This is a genomic window from Bacillus sp. J14TS2, from assembly GCF_018333015.1.
Lineage (GTDB): Bacteria > Bacillota > Bacilli > Bacillales > Bacillaceae_C > Lederbergia.
Map to the genome: position 1 here is coordinate 24,098 of NZ_BORE01000001.1, position 26,154 is coordinate 50,251.

Here is a 26,154-nt window from a genome sequence, read left to right on the forward strand (position 1 = left end):
TTATCTTTAGATATGATCAGTGCTTTCAGGGGGGACTCCGAGATAACTGTTTAGAATATAGCATGGGGATTTAATTGAATACAAAGTCTTAAAAATTAGTTGTTAACTGAAAATAATTTGTATAGAGAAACTAGGGTTTTAAGAATGGGATTAGGATTATAACGAGGAGGATTTATATGGTAAATAAACAAATGGCAGTTGGATCCACATATTATGAAGGATTACTAGAAAAAGCTGAGGTAATGATACCAAATCTACGGGCGAGAATTAATGAAACAGAAAATCTAAGAAGTATTCCCCAATCTACTATAAACGAATTAATAGATGCTGGGCTCCTAAAATTGCTAACACCTAAAAAGTATGGAGGTTATCAACTGAAATTTCGACAGTGTCTTGATATTGTATCACAGATTGGTAAGGGATGCGGCTCTACTGCCTGGGTAGTGGCTACAATAAACTTTGCAAACTGGATGGTTTCTGTAAGTTTTACTAAGGAAGTTCATGATGTAGTTTTTAAAGATGGTGCCCTTGCTAATTGTTGTGGTGTATTTGAGGCGAGAAAAAGTAAGGTAGAGAAAGTTGAAGGAGGATATCTTATTAAAGAAGGCATGTGGGGATTTGCATCTGGTTCAAATCATTCAGATTACTTCCTATTAGGTTTCCCACTAGTCGATGATAATGGAGAAGTTGTAGGTCCTGGTGCTGCACTTATTCCTCGTAAGGATGTTAATGTCTTAGACGATTGGCATACAATGAGCATGCGAGGAACAGGAAGTAATAGCCTTACAGTAGAAAATGTATTTGTACCGGATAAATGGACAGTATCTTTATCAAAAGCTATTGTTGGGGAATATCCATCAGTACATTTACACGATCAAGACCTATATAGATCAGCCTTAATTCCAGCAGCTGCACTTGTTATACTAGCTCCAGGAATAGGCCTGAGTGCAGCAGCGAAGGAAATCTTTTTAGAAAAATTACCAGACAGAAGAATCCAATACACATTCCATACCAAACAGGCAGAAGCAGGAGTGACACATATACAATTAGCAGAGTCTGTTATGAAAATGGAAACAGCTAGTTTACTAGCATATCGTGTAGCAGATGAAATTGATAGCTGGGCAGCTTCTGGAGAATATATGCCATTTGATAGTCGTGTACAAGCACGTGTAGACTGTAGTTACGCTAATAGATTGAACTGTGAAGCAGTAGATCTTCTTTTTTCAATTGCTGGAGGGAGTGAAATTTCAGATTCAAACTTACTATCCAAAATCATGAAAGATGCAAAAACTCCTCCCCAACATGGGTTAATCACACCAACAACAGGCCTTGAATTGTATGGAAGAAACTTAGCAGAGCAAGAACCGAACACATTTTTAATATAAAATTTTATTGCAAAAGAAACAGTGCGAACTTAATTAAAGAGTACAGGTAATTGAAAAATATACAAAGGGAGAAATTTTTTGGATGCAATAGAATCTCGTAATGTGGTGGGACATTTTGCATCAGTAGTGACGGTGATTATAATTCCGATGTTGAAAAAGAGATTACGTGTTTAAAGAAGGAATTACGAGATTCACAGGATGTGTTAGACATTTTTAAAAAGTCTATGGGCATACTGAGCACGTTTAACAAATAGGGAACATATTAAGCCGATAATAGCTACAATTACGGCAAAGTTATATGCATGCTGAATCCCCTGAACCAAGGCCCCTATCTGAGCAGTAGCATTCTGAGGATTATTTACTTGAGTTAAAAAAGCATTTTGACTTCTATTGAGTATACTGACAGCGATAGCCGTACCAATTGCACCAGAAGTCTGAATGGTGGTATTCACAATTGCTGTCCCATCAGGATAATTACCTCGTTCCAATTGATTTAATCCATTTGTTTGCGACGGTGTTGTAATCATAGACATCCCTACCATTAAAAGGGTATAGAAGACGATAATCGTTAGCCCATGAGTAGTAGTTGATATCTTTGAAAAGACAAGCACCGAAGTAAGCCCTAATATAAAACCAGGAATCACTAACCATCTAGGACCATATTTATCAAATAAATGTCCGTTAACAAGTGACATAATTCCATTAATAACCCCTCCTGGCAGCAATAGTAAGCCTGCCGCTGCTGAAGATAAACCCAGCCCTCCTTGTATGTACATAGGTAGTAGTAAATTACTTGAAAATATTATCATGTTACTTAAAACTGTTAATCCTATTCCCATCACAAACATAGGATGTTTAAAAACCCGTATATTAAGGATTGGCTCCTCAAGTATTAATTGACGCCAGCCAAACAAGATCAAAGATATTAACCCCGTTGAGAGAGAAACAAGAACTGGCACACTTGTCCATCCTACATGCTCTTCCCCCGCAAGACTGAACCCCATAACAAGCCCGCTAAATCCCAAGGTTGATAAAATAATAGAAACGTAATCAATTGCTGGTTTGTCTTTAATAGATAGATCAATTAAATAGATTAGACCCAAGTATAAGGAAATGATTAAAAAGGGGATCGGTATCCAAAATACCCAATGCCAACTTAGATGTTCAATAATAAATCCAGAAACAGCTGGACCGATTGCCGGTGCAAACATCATAACCAAACCAACAATCCCCATGGCCACTCCACGTCTATTCGGAGGAAAAACAACCAAAATAGTATTAAATAATAATGGTGTTACAAGACCCGTTCCACATGCTTGGATAATTCGACCAAGTAACAATATAGAAAAGTTAGGAGAATTGGCTGCAAGCACTAAACCAGTAATAGAAAAAAGGATAGCAGTAATAAATATTTTTTTAGTTTTAAATCGTCTAATTAACAAACCCGAAATAGGAATAAGAATACCTAAAACGAGCAGATAGCTTGTTGTTAACCACTGGACAGTAGCAGCGGAAACATCAAATTCTATCATTAAATGATGTAAGGCAATATTAAGGGCCGTTTCACTAAACATGCCCATAAAACCACACATGAGTAAGGATATCATTAGTGGTACAATTTTCACTTGACTTTGATTATCAGACATTATCTGTCATCTACAACTCCTTTAATCGGTTAATACAATAATATTAAATATATTATCACGAGGTTAGCTATATTAAAAATATCAATAAAGTTAGTTTTACTTATGTTTTCCATATACAGAGTATTGGATATGCTACACTCTATTATTTTGATTAAAGAAGAGGGGGAATTTTCTATTGCTACAAAAAGTTTCATATGTCCCAACATTAAAAGCAATGAGGAAATTTAGTTTTTTAAAAAATTTAGTCAAGAGAAATGGTAAATTATTAGAAATGACGGACGCGAGAAAAAGTCTATATAAAAACGCACTTTACAAAAATCACCTCAATTGATGGAAGAAACCAAACAGAAATAACGGACGCGGTAAAGGAATAAATGGGCAGCCTCTTCTATACTTTGACATGGGTTTTTTAGGATTGTTCCACAAAATGACTTACTTGCTGAAGTTTTTACTTATTGAAAAGTCATTATAATATTTAGCTTTGTAGTAAACAGTAGAAAGCTATATCAAAGCTGATCATTCAATGGATTGATGTTCAATTGTGAAAAGAAAAATCCACTAAGCTTTGTGGATTTTTTGAAGTTTCCCAGAGCGATTTAACATTTTAAAAAAACTTAATTATACTCTTTTAAAATGTTTTTCATTTCAACATAATTTAATTCTTGTGCATAATCTAGGGCTGTTTTTCCGTGGTGATCTTTTAAATTGGGATTTGCCCCATTCTCCAGCAAAATTCGAATAATGTCCTGGTATGTTCTAGAACCGTATGCTAGAGCCACTGCTTCGATAAGCGCTGTATAACCATAGTTGTTTTGATGGTTAATATCAATTTTGCTTTTTTCTAGAAGCAATTTAACATTTTCTAAGTGCCCCTTTTCCGCAGCAGGAATAAGTGCATTCCCTCCAAAACGGTTAAATATCTTCTCGTTAGGTGTAGCATTTTCCAACATATACTTTAATATTTCGGATCTGCCTTGAGCACCTGCATATAGATAAGGACTATCTGAAATCTCATCTTGTTTATTAATATCTGCACCGTGATCAATAAGCATTTTACTGATCTCAATGAAATTGTTATGCACAGCAAGCATCAGTGGCGTCTCACTATTGTCGTTCATTTCCTCTACTTGATAATCGGAATTTTCTAGTATCGATAGCACTAATTCTTGATCGTCTTCTTCCACCGCTTTTAGTAAACTTCCATCTTCAAAATGACTCGTTTCGTTCTTCACTTCTTGTGCAACCTCTTCATTTTCATTCGTTTCTTCTGGTGATAGTGTGTCTTCATCAATAATCTCAGCCGTTTGCTCTTCTCCACTCTTTTCCTCTTTATCTACATTTGTTAGCACTGTTCTATCCTGATCTTGACAAGCTGCCATTATTAAAATAAACATAAGAAAAATAAACAGTCTGTTTATATGCTTAAAATTCATAAATATTAATATCTCCTTGGCATATTTTAATTGTGATTAAATCTATAACCGGAACCCCAGATTGTTTCTAAGAATACTGGGTTTTTGGGATCAAATTCTATCTTTTCCCGCAATCTTTTAATATGAACAACAACGGTCGACGTATCACCAAATGAATCCAATCCCCAAACTCGTTCAAATAAATCTTCTTTACTAAACACTTGATTCGGATTCTTCATGAGAAATTTCAATAGCTCAAATTCTTTTGTCGTAAAATTGATTTCTTGATCGGAGGAAAAAACTTTATGTGACTTTGTATTCAAACGAATATCATTGGCTTCTAAGATTTCATCGGAGGTTGATTGTTGTCCTTTTGTTAAACGCTCAAAACGGTTTAAGTGCGATTTTACACGTGCAACTAACTCATTAGGACTAAAGGGTTTTGTAATATAATCATCCGCACCAAACCCGAGCGCACGTATTTTATCGATATCTTCCTTTTTTGCAGACACCATTAAAATAGGTGTATTCACTTTATCGCGCAACTTTTTGCAAATCTCAAATCCCGACATGCTTGGTATCATGATATCCAATATGATTAAGTCATATCTCCCAGTGAGCCCTTCTTCTAAGCCTACTAAGCCATCAGAAACGATATTGACATTTATTTCATTTAATTCAAGATAATCTCTTTGCAATTCTGCTATATCCTGATCATCCTCCACTAATAGAATTTCCTTCATTATATCCATTCTCCTTTAAAGGTAGGGTAAAAGTGATACTAGTACCCTCACCTAGTTCACTGTCCGCTTTTATGTTTCCACCATGCTCTAAAATGATTTGTCTAGCAATAGCAAGACCTAATCCACTGCCGCCTTTATCACTATTTCTGGAGTTCTCCACACGATAAAATCGATCAAAAATCATCTCCAAATTTTCCATAGCTATCCCGGAACCATTATCTTGTATGGTTATCCTTACTTCATCGATCTCTTGTTTTGCAAAAATCATAATCTGCTTTTTATCTTTATTCATATACCTTATACTGTTTTGTATAATATTATCTAACACACGGCGAATTTTCTGGACATCCATTCGCACAATAGCTTTGTTTAAATAAATATCTTCTAAGGTAAGGTTAATATATTTTTGTTCGAGATCTAATTGGTATTCTTCAACAAAATGGACAAGAAACCTTTTGAGGTCAATATACTCAAAGGAAAAAGGCCATTTTTGCACATCTAATTTAGAAAATACAAGCAAGTCATCAATTAAAAAGTTCAAATTTTTGGCTTTATTATAGACGATATTTAAGTATTTATCTTGTTTTGCTGGTGTATCTGCAACACCATCTTTTAATCCCTCTACATAGCCAACAATCGAAGTAATCGGTGTTTTCAAGTCATGTGAAATATTAGAAAGTAATTCTTTTCTATTTTCTTCGTATTTTTTATTTTCTTTACTGACTATGTTTAACGCCTCACGCAGTTTCTCAAATTCTTGAGCAAGCTCATTCACTTCCCCTTTTTTGCTAGTTGAAACTTCAATTTTCCCTTCTAACTTTCCTTCTTTTAATTTCTGCACTTTCCTATTTAATTCACGCAAAGGAACAATAATCGCTTTATTTAGGGAACGGTTAAACATAAAGACAAGAAAAATAGCAATGGCTAGAATTAAAGTAATAATAATTAGCCCCCACCTCTGTAAAAATTCAGAAAAACTATTTTCTTGCCTTAAAATCATCACACTGCCTTTGTCATTATCAGAAAAGTGAAAGTCAAACTTGAGATAACGATAAAGGCTACCTTTATTGTCGATAGTGCCTTGTGTATAAATATTCTCAGTATCAAATTTAGGGGCGTGAACGATTAATGATTTTACAACAAGGTCAGGAGAATGATACATTATTTCATCTTGTTTCCGGATAACAATATTTAAATCTTTCGTTTCATAAGCATCAATACTTTGTTGAATATTAGCTTTCAATAAATCATCTGGATTTTCCTTAGCGATATTTCGGAAGGTAACCAAAGCTTCTTGCTCATCATAGGTAATTTGTTTTTGTTGGGTAACGGATTTATAAAGCTTAACAGGTGAGGAGGCTTCCCCATTGATGGCAAACAGCAGTAACCAGAATATAGCTACCATTGAACAGATAATAACCATTAAACTTCCAAAAAACGTGATTAAAAATTGTGTGCGTATATTCATACCTGTTTCCTCCCCACCTTGGTTAACTAGATAAGATTATATTAACTAAAAGCTTTTTTAAAAATCAAAGGAAGGATCAAAATTACCTTCATAAGGCTCATGCTCCACATAGATTTCGATTTCATTCCCATCAGCATCTTGTCCCATTCGCTTATAGGTGAAACGATCATCGTTTAGCTCAGTGATCTCTAATGCAGCACCATATTGATTTTCTCCGATCGATACATGTGCACGAATTTTATTATTGTTAATCACAGCAAAATATCCAAAATCTCCACGGCTTTCACCACTAGTTAAATCAAAAAATTCATATTTGTTTGTCTCCGCATCAAATTTAGCGAGACTAATAAAGTTTTCATTGTATTCTGTCACATCATTGTCATCGTTATCCACCACTTTTGTACCGTTCCATAAGGTTTCCCCTAAAATGTGATCACCCTGTATGTCTTTAATCATTTCACCTGTTTCACTTGTTAATTCTTTACCTCCATTGGTAAACTCTAGGTCATTTTCATTATACGGTACATGTTCAACATATACTTCTGTTTCATTACCATTTTCATCTTCACCCATTCGTTTATAGGTAAACTTTTCATCACTCAGTTCTGTAATATCGACAACCGCTTGATACCCCATACTTTCAGATATTAATATCCGTTTTCCTCTATCGTTCGTGATGAAAAATACTCCTTCATCTCCACGTGTTTCACCTGTGTCTTTATCAAAAAATTCATAGCGATTGGATTCTTGATCATATTTTGCCAATCCAATAAAATCACTATTTTCTTCTGTTAGATCTTTTCCCTCTTCATCATGTACCTCGGTACCTTGCCAATCCGTAGAGGTAAGGATGTTGGATAGTTCTTCACCATTCGATATATCCTCGACCTCACTTGTTTCTTCCTGTGTTGTTCCTTGCTCTTCTTCTTTACTAACACTATCATTTGCACCGCAACCAGTAAGAATAAGACCACTACTCAAAATGAACATGAATAAACTTTTCTTTGTAAACATAGATTTTACATCTCCCTTAACTTTTGTATAAACTAATAGTAAGCAATGAGTATAAAATCCATATAAACAATAAATGAAACCCAAATGAACAAAATATAAAATTTATATAAAATCTGAATAGTTTCGTTATCCGTGCTCTATTTGGCCTGCCGATTAGTTGTCCGTTTTCCCTTATGTTATTAAATTCTATCCTTCGGGTCATTAAAGCCAGTAGCAATAACAGTGATAATAACCTCGTCCTGTAAGTCTTCATTAATGGAAGAACCGAAAATCATATTTAGCTCGTTGTTTGTCTTAGAAGTAATAATATTTGCAGCCTCTTGTATCTCATATAGACTTAAATTTGTTCCGCCTGTGAGTTTCATAAGCAGACCTCGGGCGCCATCTAGGGAGGTTCCAAGTAACGGACTAGAAATAGCCTTTTTGGTAGCTTCAATTGCACGGTCTTTACCTGTTGCACTGCCAAGGCCTATTAAAGCCGAACCTTTATTGGACATGATTGTTTTGATATCGGCAAAATCGACATTGATTAATCCAGGTACAGTAATTAAATCGGTGATTCCTTGGATACTTTGACGTAGGACATGATCCGCTTCACGAAAGGCTTCAATCATAGGTGTATTTTTATGTATTATCTCCAATAAACGATCGTTTGGGATAACAATTAAACTGTCTACTGCTTTCTTCATTGTAGCGATTCCAACTTCCGCTTGTATTGCACGCTTACGACCTTCGAACGTAAAGGGATATGTTACAACACCAATGGTGAGTATGCCAAACTCACGAGCAATTTCGGCAATTGCAGGGGCGGCACCTGTTCCTGTGCCGCCTCCCATTCCGGCAGTGACAATTATCATGTCTGCACCCTTAATGATCCTTTGGAGCTTTTCTTTACTTTCTTTAACTGCCTTTTTACCTATCTCCGGATTAGCTCCCGCTCCTAAGCCTTTTGTCAATGTTGTACCGATTTGCATCTTACTTTCAGCTTGTGATAACCTGATCGCTTGCGCATCTGTATTAACAGCAATAAATTCCACACCCTGAACCCCATACTCGATCATTCGGTTTACGGTATTGTTTCCGCCGCCGCCAACACCGATTACCTTAATGACAACGGTATTTGTATCAAACTTCATCTCCATCTCTCCTTCTGATTCATCTATATGAATGTCTCAAACGTTCTATAAATCATCCAAGCATTACTTACTTTTTTTCGAAACTTTTTGTTTTCTTTTATTACCTAACAAGAAAAGCGCAAGGCGCCCGCCTATCGGCGACAAGCAAATGTTCTGAGACAAAGAAAGGCGTTCTTTGCCTTTCATTGGCTCAGGTTATTATGCAGAACATCGGCTAAATTCGCGCCGTCCTGGCGCAACGCCGATGGACTCGCTCCTGCGAGCCTCGAGCCGATGGCGCCTGTAGCTAGACACCAACTGCAAGGTAAACAGTTATCCACAAGCGACACTTTTATAGTTTCCTATGCAAAGAAAAAGGCATTATTAAAGTAGTTTTTTTAAAGAAAACTACTTTAACAATGCCTTTCATTGAATTATTATCCCTCAAAGAGCTGAAGGATCCCTTTGGAAAGGGAAGCTCTATTTTTTATTTTAATATAATATAACTCGATAAGCAATATACGGCATTAATATGCTAGGCAATAGACCATAGGTAGCAGTTTCAGAAGAGCAGAGGCACAAGCCTCTGTCTTAATAACAAGGCTCACCCCTGCTCTCTTTTATCTGTTCATTTTTGGATACTCCCTTTCGCTAATTGTAAACTAATTATCTAATTCTCTAAAAATTGGTATGAAAATATTGATTACTTTATATAAAAACAAATTGTTCTCGATAACATCTCCATTATAATGATAGAGGGAATATTTTCCTATATTACAGAAAGGGCTAAGGGATCAATATGAACAAGAATTATCTATCTATTTTACTAGCAGTGTGTATCTTATTTCCTATAATAAAAGCAGAGGCACATCCAGGAAGAACAGATGCGAATGGTGGGCATACATGTAGAACGAATTGTGAGAAATGGGGCCTTGAATATGGAGAGTATCATTATCACAATGGTGGCAGTTCAGATGCAACAACTCCTAATTCGAACTCTGGATCTCCACCAACACCTAGTTACACTCAGGCCGACGTTGAGGAAGGGAAAGCTGCAGGAAAAGAACAGGGATATGAGGATGGTTACAACAGAAAAGAAAAAGCTTCTGAAAGTAACTCTGGAAACGAAGGGTACGAACAAGGATTCACCACTGGGTACGATGCTGGATATCTTGACGGTTTAAAAGCAATTCAGGAAAAGGATAAAAAAGAAGGAGCGAAGCAAGGAAAAAAAGACGGTCAAAGTGATTACCGTGAAAATGGGGAACAAGCAGTTAGAGAGGATAGTGCCAAATCACAAGAATGGAATTCTAGCTATCAAGAAGCCTATATTAAAGCATTTACTAGGGAACAATCCATCCATCAATCTGAAGAAAAAGGGTACGATTTAGGTTATTCTCTTGAGAAACTGGTGATTCCGAAAAACTATCTAGACGACGAAACTTTAATGACATCTTTTAAGACCCATTATGAAAAGGGATATGAGACCAGAAGCAATGAAGAAAAAGCAAAACAATTAGAGCAGGGAAAAAAGAATGGATACGAACTAGCTAAGCCTGATACAACTTCCATTAACAAGAAATTTATCTCATCATATGAACAAGGCTATGAGGAAGGGAAATTATCTAGAAAAAAGGAAGTTTTAAAAGAAGGGTATCAAGATGCTTACCTTCTAATGAATTATGAAGTACCAGAAAGCTATAATCAGAAGGACTTACTAGCATGGCATAAAGAAGGATATGATTCTAACAATACAGCAGTTAACATTAAAGAAACAGCTTTTGAAAACGGACATACAAATGCAGATTATTTTATCCCAGAAGAATATAAGGAAAACAAAGAATCAGTTGCTCTCTATAACACATTATTCGAAGATGGTCAGGCCTTAAGAAAGCAAGAACAACGTAAAAAGGCAGTCACCACTATCGGCATTGGGCTTCCACTCGGAGGCATTACTTTAGGGGGGACCTATCTATTAGTAAGAAGGCAAAGCAGACGCAAGATAGACTAAATTTTCACTCTGAGAATTTCAGGAAATGATATGATTTTTTAAACGTAAAAAAGTATCTATTTATCCTAATTCACATTTAAAAATACCCTCACAGAAGAAAGAAGAACAGATAGGGGCAGAGCTGAAAACTGAGACTGCAGTTAAAGATTCAGCTTTGTTTTAGAGCGCTGGTTAGTTACACCAATAACTAATTAAATGAAATTGAAGATCTCAATCATTCCTTCACCATCGATTGTGAATTACAAACGATGACAAAGGGGCTTGGAACCTCATAGCCGGATTATCTTAAAAGAGCGATTATCACCCTGTCTGAATTGTATTAGAAACTGGCACACAGTGATGAACTTAGCACTATACCTAAGGCGCTTCTGATCGGGAAAAAACTATCTAGTAGTAAATACTAAAAAAGTACCCTATATAATAGACACTTAAAAAAGTCTATGTAAATAGACAAACTCATTTTAAACAATCTAGGAATGGGTTTGTCTATAAGATTTTGTAAATAAAATGAATAACCAGAATAATACATCCTTTTATTTAAAAGGGTTTACAGCGTTCTTAAATGCATAGTAAACCTGTTTTTTCTCTTGGCGACCGAATGTCATTAAGCCCATTGCGGAAATACCATTATAATTATGATTATAATCCACTCTTTGTTTATAATCCTTTAGAACCCAGAATGTATATCCCGCCATGTATTCACTGCGATTCACCACTTGTTCCCAATGGCTTTCAAATTTTTTTACCTGCCATTCTTCTGTACCTTGTATCAATGGAGATCCGTGATTACCATATATAGACCATGTTCCGTTTTCTGTAATTAAGATGGGCTTAGACGGATACTGTTCATGTACTTGGTCTAATGTACTACCTAAGTCACTATCCTCTCCATAGAAGTAACCAAAATATTCATTAAACCCGATCACGTCCGCTAGATCAAACGCTGGATCCCAACTAGTAGAGCTTGCCCAGGTAACTGGTCTGTCTTGAGGGTCTAGGTCCTTTATAGCAGCCTTCATATCTCCAATCCACTCTCTATACACAGTAGCACTTGAAGTTTCGGATTCGTTTTGTAACCCCCATAAAATGACAGATGGATTGTTGATTTGGTTCCAGGCCATGGTGGAAGCTAATGCCTTCGATAATCCATAGGTTTTAGTTTGATATTCTTGTTGCTTGATGTCAAGCCACATATTATCGATATCATCCATCACAAGTAGCCCATATTTGTCTGCGAACTCATATACATATGGGTGTCGATTGTAAACGCTGTTACGAATAAAATTAGCTCCCGTATCTAAAACCATATTGAGTTCTTTATTATATTCTTTAACAGAAAGAGATCTGCCACTCCTTGCTGTTTCTTCATGCCAGTTTAAGCCTTTAAGGAATGCCTGTTTACCATTTAGCAAAAGTTTTCCACCTTTTACCTCGATTGTCCTCATTCCGAAACTTGCAGTCAATTGATCCTCGGTTTTACCATTAATATCGCTAATTTTTACGGTCGCCATATAAAGGTGAGGGTTATGAACGTCCCACGCCTTTGCAAGTGGAATATCAATCGTGTGTTTCACGACTCTTACTTCATTTGCTTTTAGTTGAACATTACTTATAGTTGCCTTTCCACCTGTTTTCTTACCAGGAGTAGTGATTACTTTCTTCGTAACCTTTCGATTGCTGTTGTTAAAAATAACTGAAGAAACCTGTAACGTATGATGTTTGGCTTCTGTAATGACCTTGCTAACAGTAACCGGTGAAGTCACTTCAATATAAACATCCCTCGTTATCCCAGCATACGGCCAAAAATCTACTGGTTTATAAGGTAATTCTTTATCATCAGTTATTGGATTCTGCTTTTTAGCTGTATAAGAATCATACCAAGGTCTTCTATATACTCTTATGGCAATAGTGTTCTCATTTCCTGTTTTAATAAAATGTCCAAGATCAACCGAGAAAGGAGTATGTCCTCCTTCATGAGCAGCTATAAAATGTCCATTAAAAAAGATTTCCGCCTTATAGTTGACGCCCAATAAGTTCATCTTAATGAACTTATTCTTCCAATCTGCACCCGCATGAAAAGTAGCCCTGTACCAAGCATATCCATCATAAAAGGCACTACCTAGACCGTATTTTTCTCCATCATATGAGTCAAAACTGGGGGCATCATATAAATCCCAGCTTGAAGGAACCTTTTTTCCTTCCCAGTTTTTATCATCAAAACCCGGTGTATGCCAACCTTTTTCTAACCCTTGATTCTTAGGATCATAAGAAAATTTCCAATTACCGTTAAGCGATTTTTTCTTTCTATTATTTTCTTCCTTATTCCAGTTATCAAAGGAAGGGACCGGTTTACCATACTGAAACAGAACTTTAGTCCCGTCGATGTTTCTAATCTCTGTGTTCATCGGTTCTTTTGAAGTATCATTTGAATTAGAAGCCTGGACAGATGGTATAACATTAAAAAAGAGAAACATTAGTGCAAACGTGAAAAGAACTATGTATTTTTTAATAACTTTCATATTAGATTTATCCCCCTACACCATTACATTCTAGTTCAGCGACTAAAAATTTCTTGAGATCACTTTGTATGCAGAGAAGCCGCCAGACTGACTACCAGAAACAATTTGTCTATCTATATGAAGAGGTCATAACCTGCAAGCTGTATAATGTGCTTACAGGTTTTAGCCAAATTACCGGGATAAAGCTCATGATGTACCCGTTTGTCAATGTAAATAATCTGGATATTCTTTAATTTCCTCAATAACATTTGTGTAATCCGTTTATTTGCTTTGCGTTTTCTAGTAAAACCAATAGCTTTCTCTCACTCTTTATATTTATTGCTCAAGGTTTCCATATATAAGAAGCGCTATGACAGAGACATTGCCCAACACTATATCTCCCCATCACAACGCTATTGTAGTCATTCATTCAAATCGAAATTTATTAGCATTCATCATTTCCCTTATTCAGAATATCCTAACACTGCGATGACCTACTTCTACGCCCTTGCTAACATCTCCATAAGTAATCCTTAGATATCTAGCGGACGTCTCCACTTCATCAGAGATAATTAAGCTATTTTTAGGGCTGATGGTTTTACTAATCAACTTTTGATATTTGTGATTATCTTCTGACACGCTCACATCGTAGTAATAAGTTCCTTTAGACAAGAGTTCGATTTCGATTTCTTTAATCCTATGAACTGCTTTTAAGTCAATACACCACCAGTGACCCGGACTATTATTTTTCGGTTTCCAGTAGCTTGAGGATTTGTTATTGATGGCATTTTCTGGTGCAAAATCAGCACTGTAAACACTGTCAGCCGTACAAACACCCAATTCGGCTAAATCTATTTCCTCTTTCTGGGTGCCTTCTGCATAAAAAAGACTTGCTAATTGATCTTTAAAGATTCTATTGGCTGGCTCAAATTGTTTCGAGTTCATGTAGAATTTCAGCGCATTTTTCAATGCTATTGCCGGTAAAGATTCATCATGGATGTTTAGAGATGTCACTACAATCCGTCCGTCACCATAAACAAATTCACTCAATACAAACATTTTCTTATTATTAAAGAAATTCGGCACTACCTGCACCATTGGATTGAAGGATTCCGCCAATTCATGAAACGGTATGGAAAACGCATTTTCAATCAATGATTTCCATTGATAGTTCGCATATTTTTCCGTTGGGAATAGTTTAAACAATGGATGCTCATTATCTACGATTAATCCACAATTATCTTTGGATTTAAAGTGAACTGGACTCCAAAAAACAGGGAAAAAAGTTGTCTTTTCGGCCTCTTTGACTGTTGCCTTTTCCGGCGTTAAGAGCAAGGAAGCGCCATTTTCCACCTCTTTTAGAATCGGTTCGGTTATCGTTGTACTTTCGATAACGTTAGGTACGGAATCTTCTTTGACGTAACACCATAATTTCCACGAATTTTTAAACTTGATGGCATGTTCAAGTTCTACCTGTACCTCTAAAACCATTTGCGAGTTTTGCTTTACTTTATTCTTTAAGCAAAAAACAACTCTTTCAGTTATGTGATTCAAGCCCAAATCTAGCTTAGGCAAATTAAATTCTTTAGAAAAAATACAATCCGTTTCAGAAGAAAGTGACCAAATAACTTTTGGTGAATCTAAAAATTGGTAGTAATTTGCAATCTCCAAATCTATGCTTATGGTCTCATCAGCAGAAAAAATTCTTTTTTTCATTACTGCTAAAGGAACTAGTGGTGCTGAAAATTGCCTGTATTCTTCTACTCTCATTAGATTCTTACTTTCCCAAAAAGCGTCTAACAAGCCAACCGTTGCTGTACTCTGTCCAGTAAAATCGTTCAATCCGAGCAATTGATAACCGCCCATTTTTTCAGTTCGCAGACTCGCTTCAATTTCCTCTTTATATAACTCAAACGCGAGTTTCCCTGAAGCATAAGTAAAATCATCGGCGTATTTCAACATGTTTTTACTTTCTAAATCATTTTTAATGGCTTGAAAATTTACTGGTAGAAGATTCCCAGAATATTTATCTATTTCACGAATTGATGGATATACACTGTATTGACCGACTTCATGAGAAATCACTGGAACTTGACGTAGTGCAATTGCATTCGAAAATTCAATAGTCGTTTCCTCAACCATTTTATCTAAATCATACTGTCCTCTAACTGGTACTTTATCAACAGTTTGCGCGATGAACAGGTCATCCTCGGAATCAATTTTCCGATCCCAATTTGATGTTAAAGTATATAAAATATTACTGTTCATTTGCTTCAAGCTTTTTACTATCTTACGAAGAATAGCAAACTCACCACGAATTTCATTGCCACAGCTAAAGAAACAAAAAGACGGATGATTACCATAAGTATTTACAATTGCTTCACTTTCGGCTTGGAAGAATGTATAATGATCAGCCCTATCCCCTAGTATGAAAGGCATCCAAGCATCCAACCAAATTGGTCCTTCTACTTGCAGATATAAGCCGATTTGATCTGCAACAGCAAATGCCGCCTCCGGTGGGCACCATGAATGAAAACGCACATGATTGAGTCCATGCTCTTTGATCGTTTGGAAAATCTTTGACCACGATGCTTCATCCATTGGTGGATATCCAGTTAATGGAAATATACAACAATCGATCGTTCCTCTTAAAAAGGCGGGGCGATCATTTAGTTGTAGCTGCTTGCCATTTGTTGACCATTTTCTAAAACCAATTCTCTGCTTTTCACAGGCAATACATTCATCATTCATCTCTACTGTACATATGAGATCATAAAGCTCTGGATGAAATTCATCCCAAGAAACTATGTTTGGTAAAGAGATAGTAAGTTTTCCACTACCGCTATTACCATATATAGGTTGAGTTGTCTCTTTAACTACTTTCCCCTCTTTTTCAACAGTGATATATAATGTTTTGGCGTTTGGATTTATTGATTCATAAGAATAGGTTAGCTCAATCGATTGTTGGTCGTAATTCGTTAATACCTTCATTTGACGAAACAAAAAGTGATGTGTTTCAATTCGACAGTTGCCAATCATACCATTCCAGATGGATTGCGTCTCCTCAGTATAAGCACTTGGTGTTGTATTGATCTGATGAATGTCGCGATTATCAATACACAAAACGATTTCTATTTTGGACGCAATAAAGTTAGTAATATCATAGCGATGGGCAGTACTTAATGAATCTCTGGAACCGACATACTGTCCATTAATCCAAAGCTCTGATTGCCACATCACTCTTTCTAAGATGAACTCATAAATTTTTTCGGGTTGAAAATCTGGTATTTCAATCACTTTTTTTAACCAGATTTTCCCTACATATTGTTTTCTTTGCCGTAAATGGCGAATATTTTCTTTAGTCAACGAACCATCAAACTCGTAAATAGTTCCAACATTATTATCAGTAGTGCTACCAGGAATTTGAAAGCCCGAATCAGTGAATTTGGCTAAAAACCAATCATCTTGAGCTCCAATATCTTCAATGTCTACTTTGTACGACCATTTCCCAGATAAATCAATCATCATATTACTCCCTCATTTTTTTATGTTATTTTACTGAACCAACCATACCGCTAACAAAATACTTTTGCATTGCGAAAAATACAATCACCATTGGCAACGTTGCAATGATGATACCTACCATGATCATGCCGAAGTCAGGTTGATAAGCTGATGAAAGTGACGAAATAACCAATGGTAAAGTCTTCGTTTCATTTGTTTGCAACATGATTAACGGCCACAAGTAGTTATTCCACGCTCCCATAAAGGTAATAATCGCTGCTGCCGCATAAGTTGATTTCATACTAGGAATGTATACCCTTAGAAAAATCTGAAATTCATTGAGACCATCCACTCTAGCGGCTTCAATTAACTCTCTCGGAAAGGATTGTGTATTTTGCCTGAAAAAGAATATTAAAAATGGTGTGGCGATTGCAGGAATGATCACAGCGGTATAACTATTAAGTAATCCGACTGAGGTCATCATTCGAAAAAGCGGAATCATTATCGCAACAAAAGGAATCATCATCGCTAAAAGTAATATGGTAAAAATCATATTGGTTACTCGAGTTTTATAGATATCAAAAGCGTAGCCGGCCATTGAGGAAAAAACTAGTGCCAAAATCGTCGAGATAATTGCGATTTTAAAGGAATTACCAATTACTGTTGGCAAATCAACGGTTTGATTCAACTTAGCTAAATTATTCATAAATTCAGAACCGAATGTCATTTTTCCCATTGATACATCTTTCGAAGAATTGGTAGCACTAATAATCATCCACGCAAAAGGAAAAATTGATACAAAGGAAACGACTACTAAATAGGTATATTTAAGGATAGTTGCTGGTCTCACTATAATCACCTAATCTTTCTTATTTGTGAATTTAAACTGGATAAAACTTAGTATGGCAACCAAGACTACAATCGTGTAGGAGACTGTCGCTGCATACCCAAAGTTCGGTGTGAATTTAAACGACAAATCATAAATATATTTGGAGATCGTAATTGTTGCATTATTAGGACCACCATTAGTCAAATTCATGACTTCATCAAATAATTGCAAAGTACCGTTTGTTGACATGATACTGGTCAATAAGATAATTGGTTTTAACATCGGAACAGTAATGGATGTAAATTGTTTAAAAGGACCCGCTCCATCTAATCTAGCAGCCTCATAAATTGAGTTATCTATATTTTGCATTGCTGCCAGAAAGAAGATCATATCGTAGCCAGTCCAGCGCCAAGTCAAGGCAATAATGATGGTTACCTTTGCCCAGAATGGATCAAGTAACCAATCGATTGGGGCCAAATTTAGATTTAATAGAATATCGTTGATTAACCCACTCGTGGAAAATAATGATTTGAGTAATACAGAGTAGGAAACCAATGAAGTGACACAAGGTAAAAAGATGCATATTCTAAAAAAACTGCGAAACTTCAATTTTTTATCATTCAAAATTGCTGCAGCAATCAATGCTAATAACGTCATCAAAGGTACTTGTATAATTAAAAATAATAAAGTGTTTTTAAGGGCTTGCAGAAACACTGGATCTTTGAATAATCGCTGATAATTTGCTAACCCTCCAAATTCTGTCACTATCCCTTTTCCTGTTTGAAATGAAAGTATAAACGATTGAATCATCGGTAAGAAGGAAAATAAGGTAATCACTAAGATTGCTGGTAAGATAAACTTCATGCTTAAGATGTCCAATTTTTTGGTATTGTGCACTATTTTTCCTCCTATTTTTAGGATAGTCTTTTATCTCCTCATAAGGAGTACTAGATTCCGATGGAAAAGAAAGTATCCAGGCCCATTCAGAAAACATCAGAATACTATCAAAATCATTTGATAATACCTCCTAATTGTCTAAAAAAGGTAATCTGAATACTTTCCTACGAATTCATCTTTTATTGAATTTGTTGCTCAACTTGTTCTTGAACTTTGTTTAAACCCTCTTGAACATCTTCACCATTTAATATATTTTGTAACTCGTTCATCAGAGCAGCGTCTGCCTCCCAAGTGTACATACCAAAATTCACACCCTTAACTTCTTCTGACCATTTTGAAAAGTCTTCATAAATCTTTTGCCCACCAAAGTAGTCCTGCGGCTCGGTATACGCTTCACTTGTGAATGCTGGCGCATACATAGAACTAATACCATGTTTTGAAAGGAGTTTATCATAGAGTTCTACACTGCCACCAAAGGTTTTGGATAAAAAACTAATTGCTTCTTTTTGATTGTCGCTGGCTGACAATACAAACCAGCTTGAACCGCCGAGTTCAGTGGCGTTTACTGATTCCTTTAAATTAAGGCGAGGCATTTTAGCTACTCCCCACTTGCCACTTTGCGATTCCTCGGCAACAATGGAAGGCGTAATCCAGGAACCAGTTGGAACAGTTGCTACCTCTCCACTATTGAATGCTGCGACAAACTCACTCCAGCCGCTATTTACTTTAACAATTCCTGAATCCATTAAACGTTTATACTGTTCAACTACTTCTTTTAACACCTTATTATTTTTAATATCAACATTACCATCCTGATCAAAGAACCATGAACCAGCAGATTGCACCATCATACGTAGTAATCCGCCATCTCCCGGATCTTGGGTCAAAATTTGATGACCTGTTTTTTCATTTACTTTTTTACCTATTTCAATAAATTCATCCCATGTGATATCATTTAGGTCTTCTTCCTTGAATCCAGCTTCTTCAAAATAATCTCGGCGGAAATACATTCCTGAAACTGCCGATCCAAATGGTAGACCGTAGGTTTCCTTATCGATTGTCATAAAATCCACTGGTGTAGCAAAATCATCATAATTTAGACTGTCATTTAATGGCGCAAATGCTCCAGGATAAGAAGTTAAATATTTGTTAGCGTTCAAATTTTCCATAAGAACGATATCAGGAAGACCTTCTTTTTGACCGGAAGCCAAATTGGTGTGTAGTTTTTGCTCCAAGTCAGCTTTTGCATAATCAACGATTTCAATTTTTACATCATCATGTTCCTTTTCATATATTGCTTTCGCTTCTTCTAAGGCTGCAATATTATATGCAGGGTCCCAAGCCCAGACAGTAACTACTTTCTTGCCATCCTTGGTTTGAGAGGCGGATTGACCAGCGTTCCCTTTATCACTGCATGCAGTTAACGTAATCAAACCCACCATTATTGATAAAATCATAAAACCTTTCTTCAATTTCACATTTTTCCCCTCCTCATATTTTCTTTAAATAGCTAGAAAATCTTACTTTCCTATTATTTTCAATATAATATAGCGTTTTCAAGTTTAAAATGGAAAAAAATATTGATTCATGGATTATATTACTGTCTTTTCAAAAATCGACTTTATGAGATTCTGCCACTCAAATAAGATCATTATATTCATTCAAAAGACGATGATTTAGTTCATTTTTTGGTTGATTTATAGCAGTTAGAAACTTTCCCCTTAGGGAAAAAGAAAAACCAAAATGATTTCCTTTATTAGAAGTGGTTGACTGAACAACTATTATGAAAGTTCATTATTTGTTATTTCATAAACTGTTAGTTATTTTTTAGAGGGTTCATACTTGTCCCTCAACATTCAAGCAGAAGATGAAAAACTGTTCATTCATAGTTTTTCATCTTCTGCTTGGAACTAACTTTAATTATTCAATGAGACCATCTCATCTTCACTAATCAACGCCAAATGACGAATGGCTCCTTGGTGACTCGGCACTATTGAAAGAATATGTTCAAGTTCTTTTTTGGCTTCGGCAAAGTTTTTCAAGCCAATATTCCCTAAGGCCATTAGATAGCGACAATAAATTTGATTATTTTTGTTTAAATCATCTTTAAACACAACGGTAGCTGGTAATGATACTGCAAAGAAATCATATGACACTTCATCAAATAGATGCTTTTTCCCATAGCTGATTAACTGATAGTAGCAGCTTCTAGCTGTCTCAAGTTTGCCTAAAGCTTCATGCGCCATTCCCCGATAAAGAATCGTATCCGCTGGTTGATCGTAGTAATACAAAACACTTTCGGGTTTACTGGTTCCTGAGGCTGCTTTTTTGAAAAAGAGCTCCACCTGTTTTTGGTCACCTAGAATCTCATAGGCTTTTGCAATATAATAATTAGAAATATTATCCTCTACATTGGGTAGTTTCCCTTCACCTAGATTGACAGGGAAGCTTTGCGAAGCGATAAGTTTTTTGATTGCCCCTTCAGGGTTTTCCCTCAGCAACTTTTTGGCCTGTTCAATCAAGGCGTACATGTATTGATTGCTTACTTTTCCTTCGCCACCCTCCCAAGGATGGAATTTGCGTTTAGATATTCTATTAAATGCTTCATTATACTTTCCTAAACTATTTAGCAATTCAATATAAACAATATATAGATCGTCTCGATATTGGGTGGTGTCCATCCGTTCTTCAAGTAACGCCATACGTTCCGTTAATGATTTTCCCGCTTTAGCGGAGAGCAGATCTCTTTCAAGCAGAATCCTCGCATCTGTTGGATCCAAATCCGAAGCAATCGTGATCATTTCTTGTGCTTTTTCAACATCATCATATTGATTAAAGTAAGCAAAAGATAGATTTCTAAAAACGATTGGAAAATCTGATTTTTGTTGAGCACTTTCCTCCCATAATTTTATCGCATCTTCATAACGGTTCTTATCATAAAATAGATTACCTAAATAATATCTCGCAAAACCAGTTGATTCTGGTAGCAAGTGAATGGCGTTTTCTAAGATAAGAATTTCATCTAATTTGTTAGGAAAACAGTAATCGGGAGCTTGCTTCTCTGCCTCACAAATTTCTGCACAAGCCTCCTCCTTTTGATCTTTCAAACAGTAGATATAGGCTTTGTAATAGTGAACTAGCGGAGAAGCTACTGAACATTCATTTAGAATATCAAGAGCATCTGTATACTGTCCAAAATGGATATAGTCCAATGCTAATTCTAAATAGTTGTTCAAGCAGTTACGCATTACTTTTTTCCAAGACGCTTTATCGCCAGTCAGCAAATAATTTTCATAATAACTTGCCAAATCAAGGTGATCTATCACTAATGATTCTTCCAACCATGAACGATTGTCTTTTCCTAGCAAGCGATCAATTATTGCTTTCAGGGCACGAGCTTTCATATGATGAGTATTTTTAATTAATGACTTTTCGATAAAGTCTAATGCCTCATTGCTTTTCCCCTTGCTTAGTGACATACAGGCCATTTGATAGAAGGCCGCCCCTTGAGTATCTTCATTCCATGTTGCCTTATAGAAACAATCGAAGGCTTCTGATTGATTACCTAAACGTAGATGAACTAAACCAAGATTAAAGAGCGGTTCTCCATACAATGGATTGGGTGTTTTCCATTTTTGTTTTTGAACGGCTTGATCAAAGTATTTAAAGCTCTTTTTAAATTCACCATTTTTATACAGATACATTCCATAGCCATTATTCAAACGAATATCTGATGCATCACGTCTGAGGCCTTCAAGGTAATAATCTTCCGGATTGGAGGTTGCATGACGATATTGTTCAATATGTGTAGCTGCCAAAAAGAGTTCTTCTGTTGATTTAAGCTTATCTGGAGCTGGAATTTCTTCAGCTGGATCTGGCAATGGTTGTTCCACTTTTGTAAAGCCTTGATAAGCTACCAAAAGATTGTCTTTTTCACCCCATGCCTGAATCTCAAAATGTTCATCAAATTCATCCGTTTCAAAATCAAAACAATCTTTAACAAAATCCTTAGGTGATGTTGCCACCTTATTCGAATGAATTTGCTTACCATCTTTTAAAACGATAACTGTCACATATTCATGTTTTTCCGTAGTATAGAGCGTGTATTCAATTTGATTATTATATGCCTCGACATTAATCGCACCGTCAATTGTGGCATTCTTAACTCGCCCTACCCCTTTGTATGGCATAAAATATTGCTTAAATTGCTTTGCTTCATAAGGTTTTAACCAAGTGAAATCTGGTTGGTTGTCAGTAAAAACACCTGTCATCAATTCTACATACGGACCATCTTCATCAGTAAGGTTACGATCCCATGCTTGACCGAAATCACTATTGCCCCAAACCCATTGTTTTTTTCCTGGAGAGATATTGTGATCTGCCACATGAAGTAAGCCTGATTGCAACTTTTCATCATAGTTTCCGATAAAATCATAATCGGAATGATAGGCCATATAAGAAGTTGGCACTTTAACATTTTTGTAGCGAGAAATATCAACACCTGCAGAGTAATCATATTTGTAGTAAGTTCCTGTCGCAATCGGAAAATCAGAGACCGCTCGTTTCCCATGGTCCATTACCGCATGAACATCAGGTGGAAAGATTGACATAGTATGATCGTTGGCGGGTACAGCTGGATTGGCCCACCACAAGAAAGTTTGTGGAATATCTGTCCGGTTATACACCTTCCCTGTGATTTCAATGTATGCTTTATCTGGGTATAACGTAAAACCAGCCATTCCTTTAGTACCATACATGCGATCAATTTCACTCACCCAAACAGTGACGCTGCTGTCTTCATGCTCTTCAATGGTATATTCAGTTGGCATAAATGTCGTAGGACGGTGATGTTGCGGCCAGTTGAACTCGATTCCACCTGAAATCCATGGTCCAACCAACCCAACAAGCGCTGGTTTTATCACTTGATTGTAATAGACAAAATCATAATTGTTTGTTTTATCTTTTGCTCGATAAATACGGCCACCAAGGCTTGGCAAAATGGTCACTTCTAAGTAATCGTTCTCTAGGATGACCGCTAAATATTCAACATCCGTTTTTTCATCGAATATTTTTTCGGTAATGGGCAAAGGGTAGACTTTACCACTACTCCCCTGATATACCCGATTCTTAAAAAATAATGGGTTTTTGTCAGGTTCCGAAGTTAAATAAGTTGGAATGACAAGTTTTTTCTCCTCTACACTAATCATACTCACTTTTTAGTCCTCCTTATGTTTAAGTTAATCAAATTTTACAATGTTAAGGCTTTCGAAAGAATGGGATAAATCAATCAAAGATGGATTATTTTACTTTTTGGTGCTATAATTTTTTTGGATAGGAGGCAATGTTATGGACATAATAAAGAAAAAAGATGGATTTCGTAATGAACGACATATTATCTTCCCTTCAAACATAAATGATTTCATTAAAAAATCTCCTTTAGTTGATCATACTTACATATTAGAAATCGGCTATTATCCAAATGCTAAATATCATTATCGTGAACGAATGAATGGCGTTGATGAATTCGTTCTGATCTATTGTCTAGAAGGGCAAGGAACCATTGAAATTCCCGACTCGATCATATCCATGAGTCGTGGCGATATTTTTTGTATTCCTAAAAAAGCAGCCCATCGATACTATGCGAACGAAAACAATCCTTGGTCGATTCTATGGATGCATTTTCATACAAACCTTGACCATTTTTTGGGCTTACATAAAAAATTGGTAATAAAAGTTCTAGCCAAAGAAAGATATGTTATTTTACAGGGTCATTTTATTGATATTTTTGAGTTGGCTGGAAATGTCAATTCCGATGAAATGATTACTTGTACTTCCCAACTTCTAAGACTGGTTTTATCAGAAATATTCGTTTTAACTGATGAAAGTATTTCTCATCAGAAAAATCTTTATCTAGCAAAGTGCATTAGTTTTATGAGTGAAAACATTGATCAGGATATCAATTTAACCGAATTTGCTAGACATTTAGAAATCTCTTCAAGTTATCTAAATTCTCTTTTTAAAAACTATACGAACAAGTCCCCAATTGAATATTTTATTGAAATGCGCATCGAACAAGCCTGTAAGTATTTAAAATTATCCAATCTTAAAATCTATGAGATAGCAAAAAAAGTTGGTTATCAAGATCCCTATTATTTTTCAAGACTCTTCAAAAAAAACACAGGTTATTCTCCAAAAGATTATCGAGTAAAATTTTCCAAGAATGTTCATGATTCCTTAAAAGCATAAGTACCCGTTTAGCGAAATCTACCATTAGTGACTATTGGCGTGTTATGTTTTTAGCTAAGCTATTTTGCATATATTTTATATCATAGGAATTTTCACTCCAGTTCATTGGGGAGACTTAAAAAAATGAGGTGAAGGGGCTCCAAATATTTCTATCCATTTGCATGTCAATCCCGTTTCCATCTATACTTATATAATAAGGATAATCCGCATATTATACGGGATCATGGCCTGATTGAGTTCGCTTCCCATGTAGACTTCATGGTCGGTTCCGAAAGGAGCGATGCCATCATGAAAATCTTTGTCATCATTTTGCAAATATGTATTTTATATCTTTTTCATTTTGTTGGAACCGTTATTCAAAATTTCTTCCACTTGGTCATTCCAGGCAGTATTATTGGACTTATCTTACTTTTCATTTGTTTGTGTTTAAAAATAATCCCAGTAAAGTTTATTGAAAGTGGAGCTGGTTTTTTATTGGGTATTTTAATGTTACTGTTTATACCAGCTACAGTTGGGATCATGGACTACCCATCCTTACTTTCGTTACATGGCGCATTGCTCGTTATAGCCATTCTTTTAAGTACCATCATTTCCATTATCATCACAGGGATGGCCGGCCAGTTTTTTGAGAAAAAGGCACAAAAAGGAGAGGATGAAGAGGAATGCAGCAAGGTTTCTTCGGGTTCTGCATGATTTTATTAACCGTCATCGCTTTTCTTGTTATGACAAAAATATACAAACGCTATTCCTTTTCAGTTTTCATTCCTGTTTTAACAGCCACTACACTTATTATCGTGATTCTTTTGCTTTTCCATATTCCTTACGAACGTTATATGATCGGAGGACAATGGATTCATTTTCTTTTAGGACCATCCGTTGTAGCCCTTGCCTATCCCTTGTATAAACAACGTCATTTTTTGATGAGCCATTTATTCCCTGTATTAGGAGGCGTTTTGGTCGGTGCCGTTTCCGGAATGATCAGTATCGCCCTCTTAACGAAGATACTCGGAATCAATCAAATACTCATTCTCTCCATTATCCCTAAATCCCTTACAACCCCTGTTGCTATAGATGTCGCTAGAGGACTCGGAGGAAATCCTTCCCTGGCGGTTGTTGGTGTGATGATCGCAGGGATTTTTGGCGCCATCATTGCCCCTACCCTCTTTAAGATTGCGCGAGTGCATAGCCCGATTGGAAGAGGCATTGCCCTCGGTAGTGCGTCACATGGCATCGGCACCGCAAAAGCAGCAGAATACGGGGAACCCACCTTTTCTATGAGTTCTGTTACAATGACATTATGTGCCATCATTGGATCTGTTTTAGGTCCAATCGTTGTATGGCTATTTAATATTTGAGATTAAGAGAGTTAACCCTGGATTCTAAAGG

General features: G+C 36.2%; 16 protein-coding genes and 1 pseudogene. 5 read left to right on the forward strand and 12 right to left on the reverse strand.

Translation table 11 applies throughout. The features are described 5' to 3' along the window. Positions 1-176 precede the first annotated feature (176 nt). Positions 177-1,385, forward strand: coding sequence for an acyl-CoA dehydrogenase family protein (locus KI375_RS00130; RefSeq protein ID WP_212971548.1), 1,209 nt, complete (start codon positions 177-179; stop codon positions 1,383-1,385). A gap of 203 nt (positions 1,386-1,588) precedes the next feature. Here the strand turns inward: KI375_RS00130 and KI375_RS00135 are convergent, their stop codons facing one another. From KI375_RS00135 to ftsZ, 6 genes are all read right to left on the reverse strand, one after another. Further along, complete coding sequence (locus KI375_RS00135) at positions 1,589-3,031, reverse strand: DHA2 family efflux MFS transporter permease subunit (RefSeq protein WP_212971549.1); 1,443 nt, start codon at positions 3,029-3,031, stop codon at positions 1,589-1,591. A 614-nt stretch (positions 3,032-3,645) separates the two neighbouring features. Continuing rightward, the gene (locus KI375_RS00140) at positions 3,646-4,464 is read right to left on the reverse strand and encodes an ankyrin repeat domain-containing protein (RefSeq protein WP_244852118.1); all 819 of its coding nucleotides are present in this window, start codon (positions 4,462-4,464) and stop codon (positions 3,646-3,648) included. Between the two features lie 26 nt (positions 4,465-4,490). Beyond that, positions 4,491-5,186 carry a response regulator transcription factor gene (locus KI375_RS00145; RefSeq protein WP_212971550.1) on the reverse strand — a complete coding sequence of 232 codons (696 nt, stop codon included), beginning with the start codon at positions 5,184-5,186 and terminating at the stop codon, positions 4,491-4,493. After that, positions 5,158-6,654, reverse strand: a complete 1,497-nt coding sequence (locus KI375_RS00150; protein WP_212971551.1) for a sensor histidine kinase — start codon at positions 6,652-6,654, stop codon at positions 5,158-5,160. The genes KI375_RS00145 and KI375_RS00150 overlap by 29 nt, the downstream gene beginning before the upstream one ends. 57 nt (positions 6,655-6,711) lie before the next feature. Then, a complete protein-coding gene (locus KI375_RS00155; RefSeq protein ID WP_212971552.1) occupies positions 6,712-7,668 on the reverse strand; it encodes a DUF4822 domain-containing protein in 957 nt (318 codons plus the stop codon). A 179-nt stretch (positions 7,669-7,847) separates the two neighbouring features. Further along, a complete protein-coding gene (gene ftsZ, locus KI375_RS00160) occupies positions 7,848-8,804 on the reverse strand; it encodes a cell division protein FtsZ (RefSeq protein ID WP_212971553.1) in 957 nt (318 codons plus the stop codon). Between the two features lie 778 nt (positions 8,805-9,582). On the opposite strand from ftsZ, the pseudogene KI375_RS27855 reads away from it, so the two are divergent. After that, a pseudogene (locus KI375_RS27855) lies at positions 9,583-9,772 on the forward strand (YHYH domain-containing protein); the annotation flags it as partial. 1,555 nt (positions 9,773-11,327) lie between these two features. On the opposite strand, the gene KI375_RS00170 reads toward KI375_RS27855, so the two are convergent. From KI375_RS00170 to KI375_RS00195, 6 genes are all read right to left on the reverse strand, one after another. Next, entirely contained in the window at positions 11,328-13,313 is a 1,986-nt protein-coding gene (locus KI375_RS00170) for a glycoside hydrolase family 2 protein (protein ID WP_212971555.1), read from the reverse strand. A gap of 447 nt (positions 13,314-13,760) precedes the next feature. Beyond that, a complete protein-coding gene (locus KI375_RS00175; RefSeq protein ID WP_212971556.1) occupies positions 13,761-16,820 on the reverse strand; it encodes a discoidin domain-containing protein in 3,060 nt (1,019 codons plus the stop codon). A 22-nt stretch (positions 16,821-16,842) separates the two neighbouring features. Next, complete coding sequence (locus tag KI375_RS00180) at positions 16,843-17,649, reverse strand: carbohydrate ABC transporter permease (RefSeq protein WP_374706786.1); 807 nt, start codon at positions 17,647-17,649, stop codon at positions 16,843-16,845. Between the two features lie 6 nt (positions 17,650-17,655). Further along, on the reverse strand, positions 17,656-18,489 hold the full coding sequence (locus KI375_RS00185; RefSeq protein WP_212971975.1) for a carbohydrate ABC transporter permease: 834 nt from the start codon (positions 18,487-18,489) through the stop codon (positions 17,656-17,658). Positions 18,490-18,701: 212 nt separating this feature from the next. After that, a complete protein-coding gene (locus KI375_RS00190; protein WP_244852122.1) occupies positions 18,702-20,000 on the reverse strand; it encodes an ABC transporter substrate-binding protein in 1,299 nt (432 codons plus the stop codon). A gap of 438 nt (positions 20,001-20,438) precedes the next feature. Then, positions 20,439-23,729: a DUF5107 domain-containing protein gene (locus KI375_RS00195; RefSeq protein WP_212971977.1), complete on the reverse strand. Its 3,291-nt coding sequence runs from the start codon at positions 23,727-23,729 to the stop codon at positions 20,439-20,441. Positions 23,730-23,868: 139 nt separating this feature from the next. On the opposite strand from KI375_RS00195, the gene KI375_RS00200 reads away from it, so the two are divergent. From KI375_RS00200 to KI375_RS00210, 3 genes are all read left to right on the forward strand, one after another. Beyond that, positions 23,869-24,768 (forward strand): AraC family transcriptional regulator, encoded by a 900-nt coding sequence (locus KI375_RS00200; RefSeq protein ID WP_212971557.1) that lies wholly within the window; start codon positions 23,869-23,871, stop codon positions 24,766-24,768. Positions 24,769-25,056: 288 nt separating this feature from the next. Then, positions 25,057-25,461, forward strand: coding sequence for a CidA/LrgA family holin-like protein (locus KI375_RS00205; RefSeq protein WP_212971558.1), 405 nt, complete (start codon positions 25,057-25,059; stop codon positions 25,459-25,461). Continuing rightward, complete coding sequence (locus KI375_RS00210) at positions 25,431-26,123, forward strand: LrgB family protein (protein WP_212971559.1); 693 nt, start codon at positions 25,431-25,433, stop codon at positions 26,121-26,123. The genes KI375_RS00205 and KI375_RS00210 overlap by 31 nt, the downstream gene beginning before the upstream one ends. Positions 26,124-26,154 lie beyond the last annotated feature (31 nt).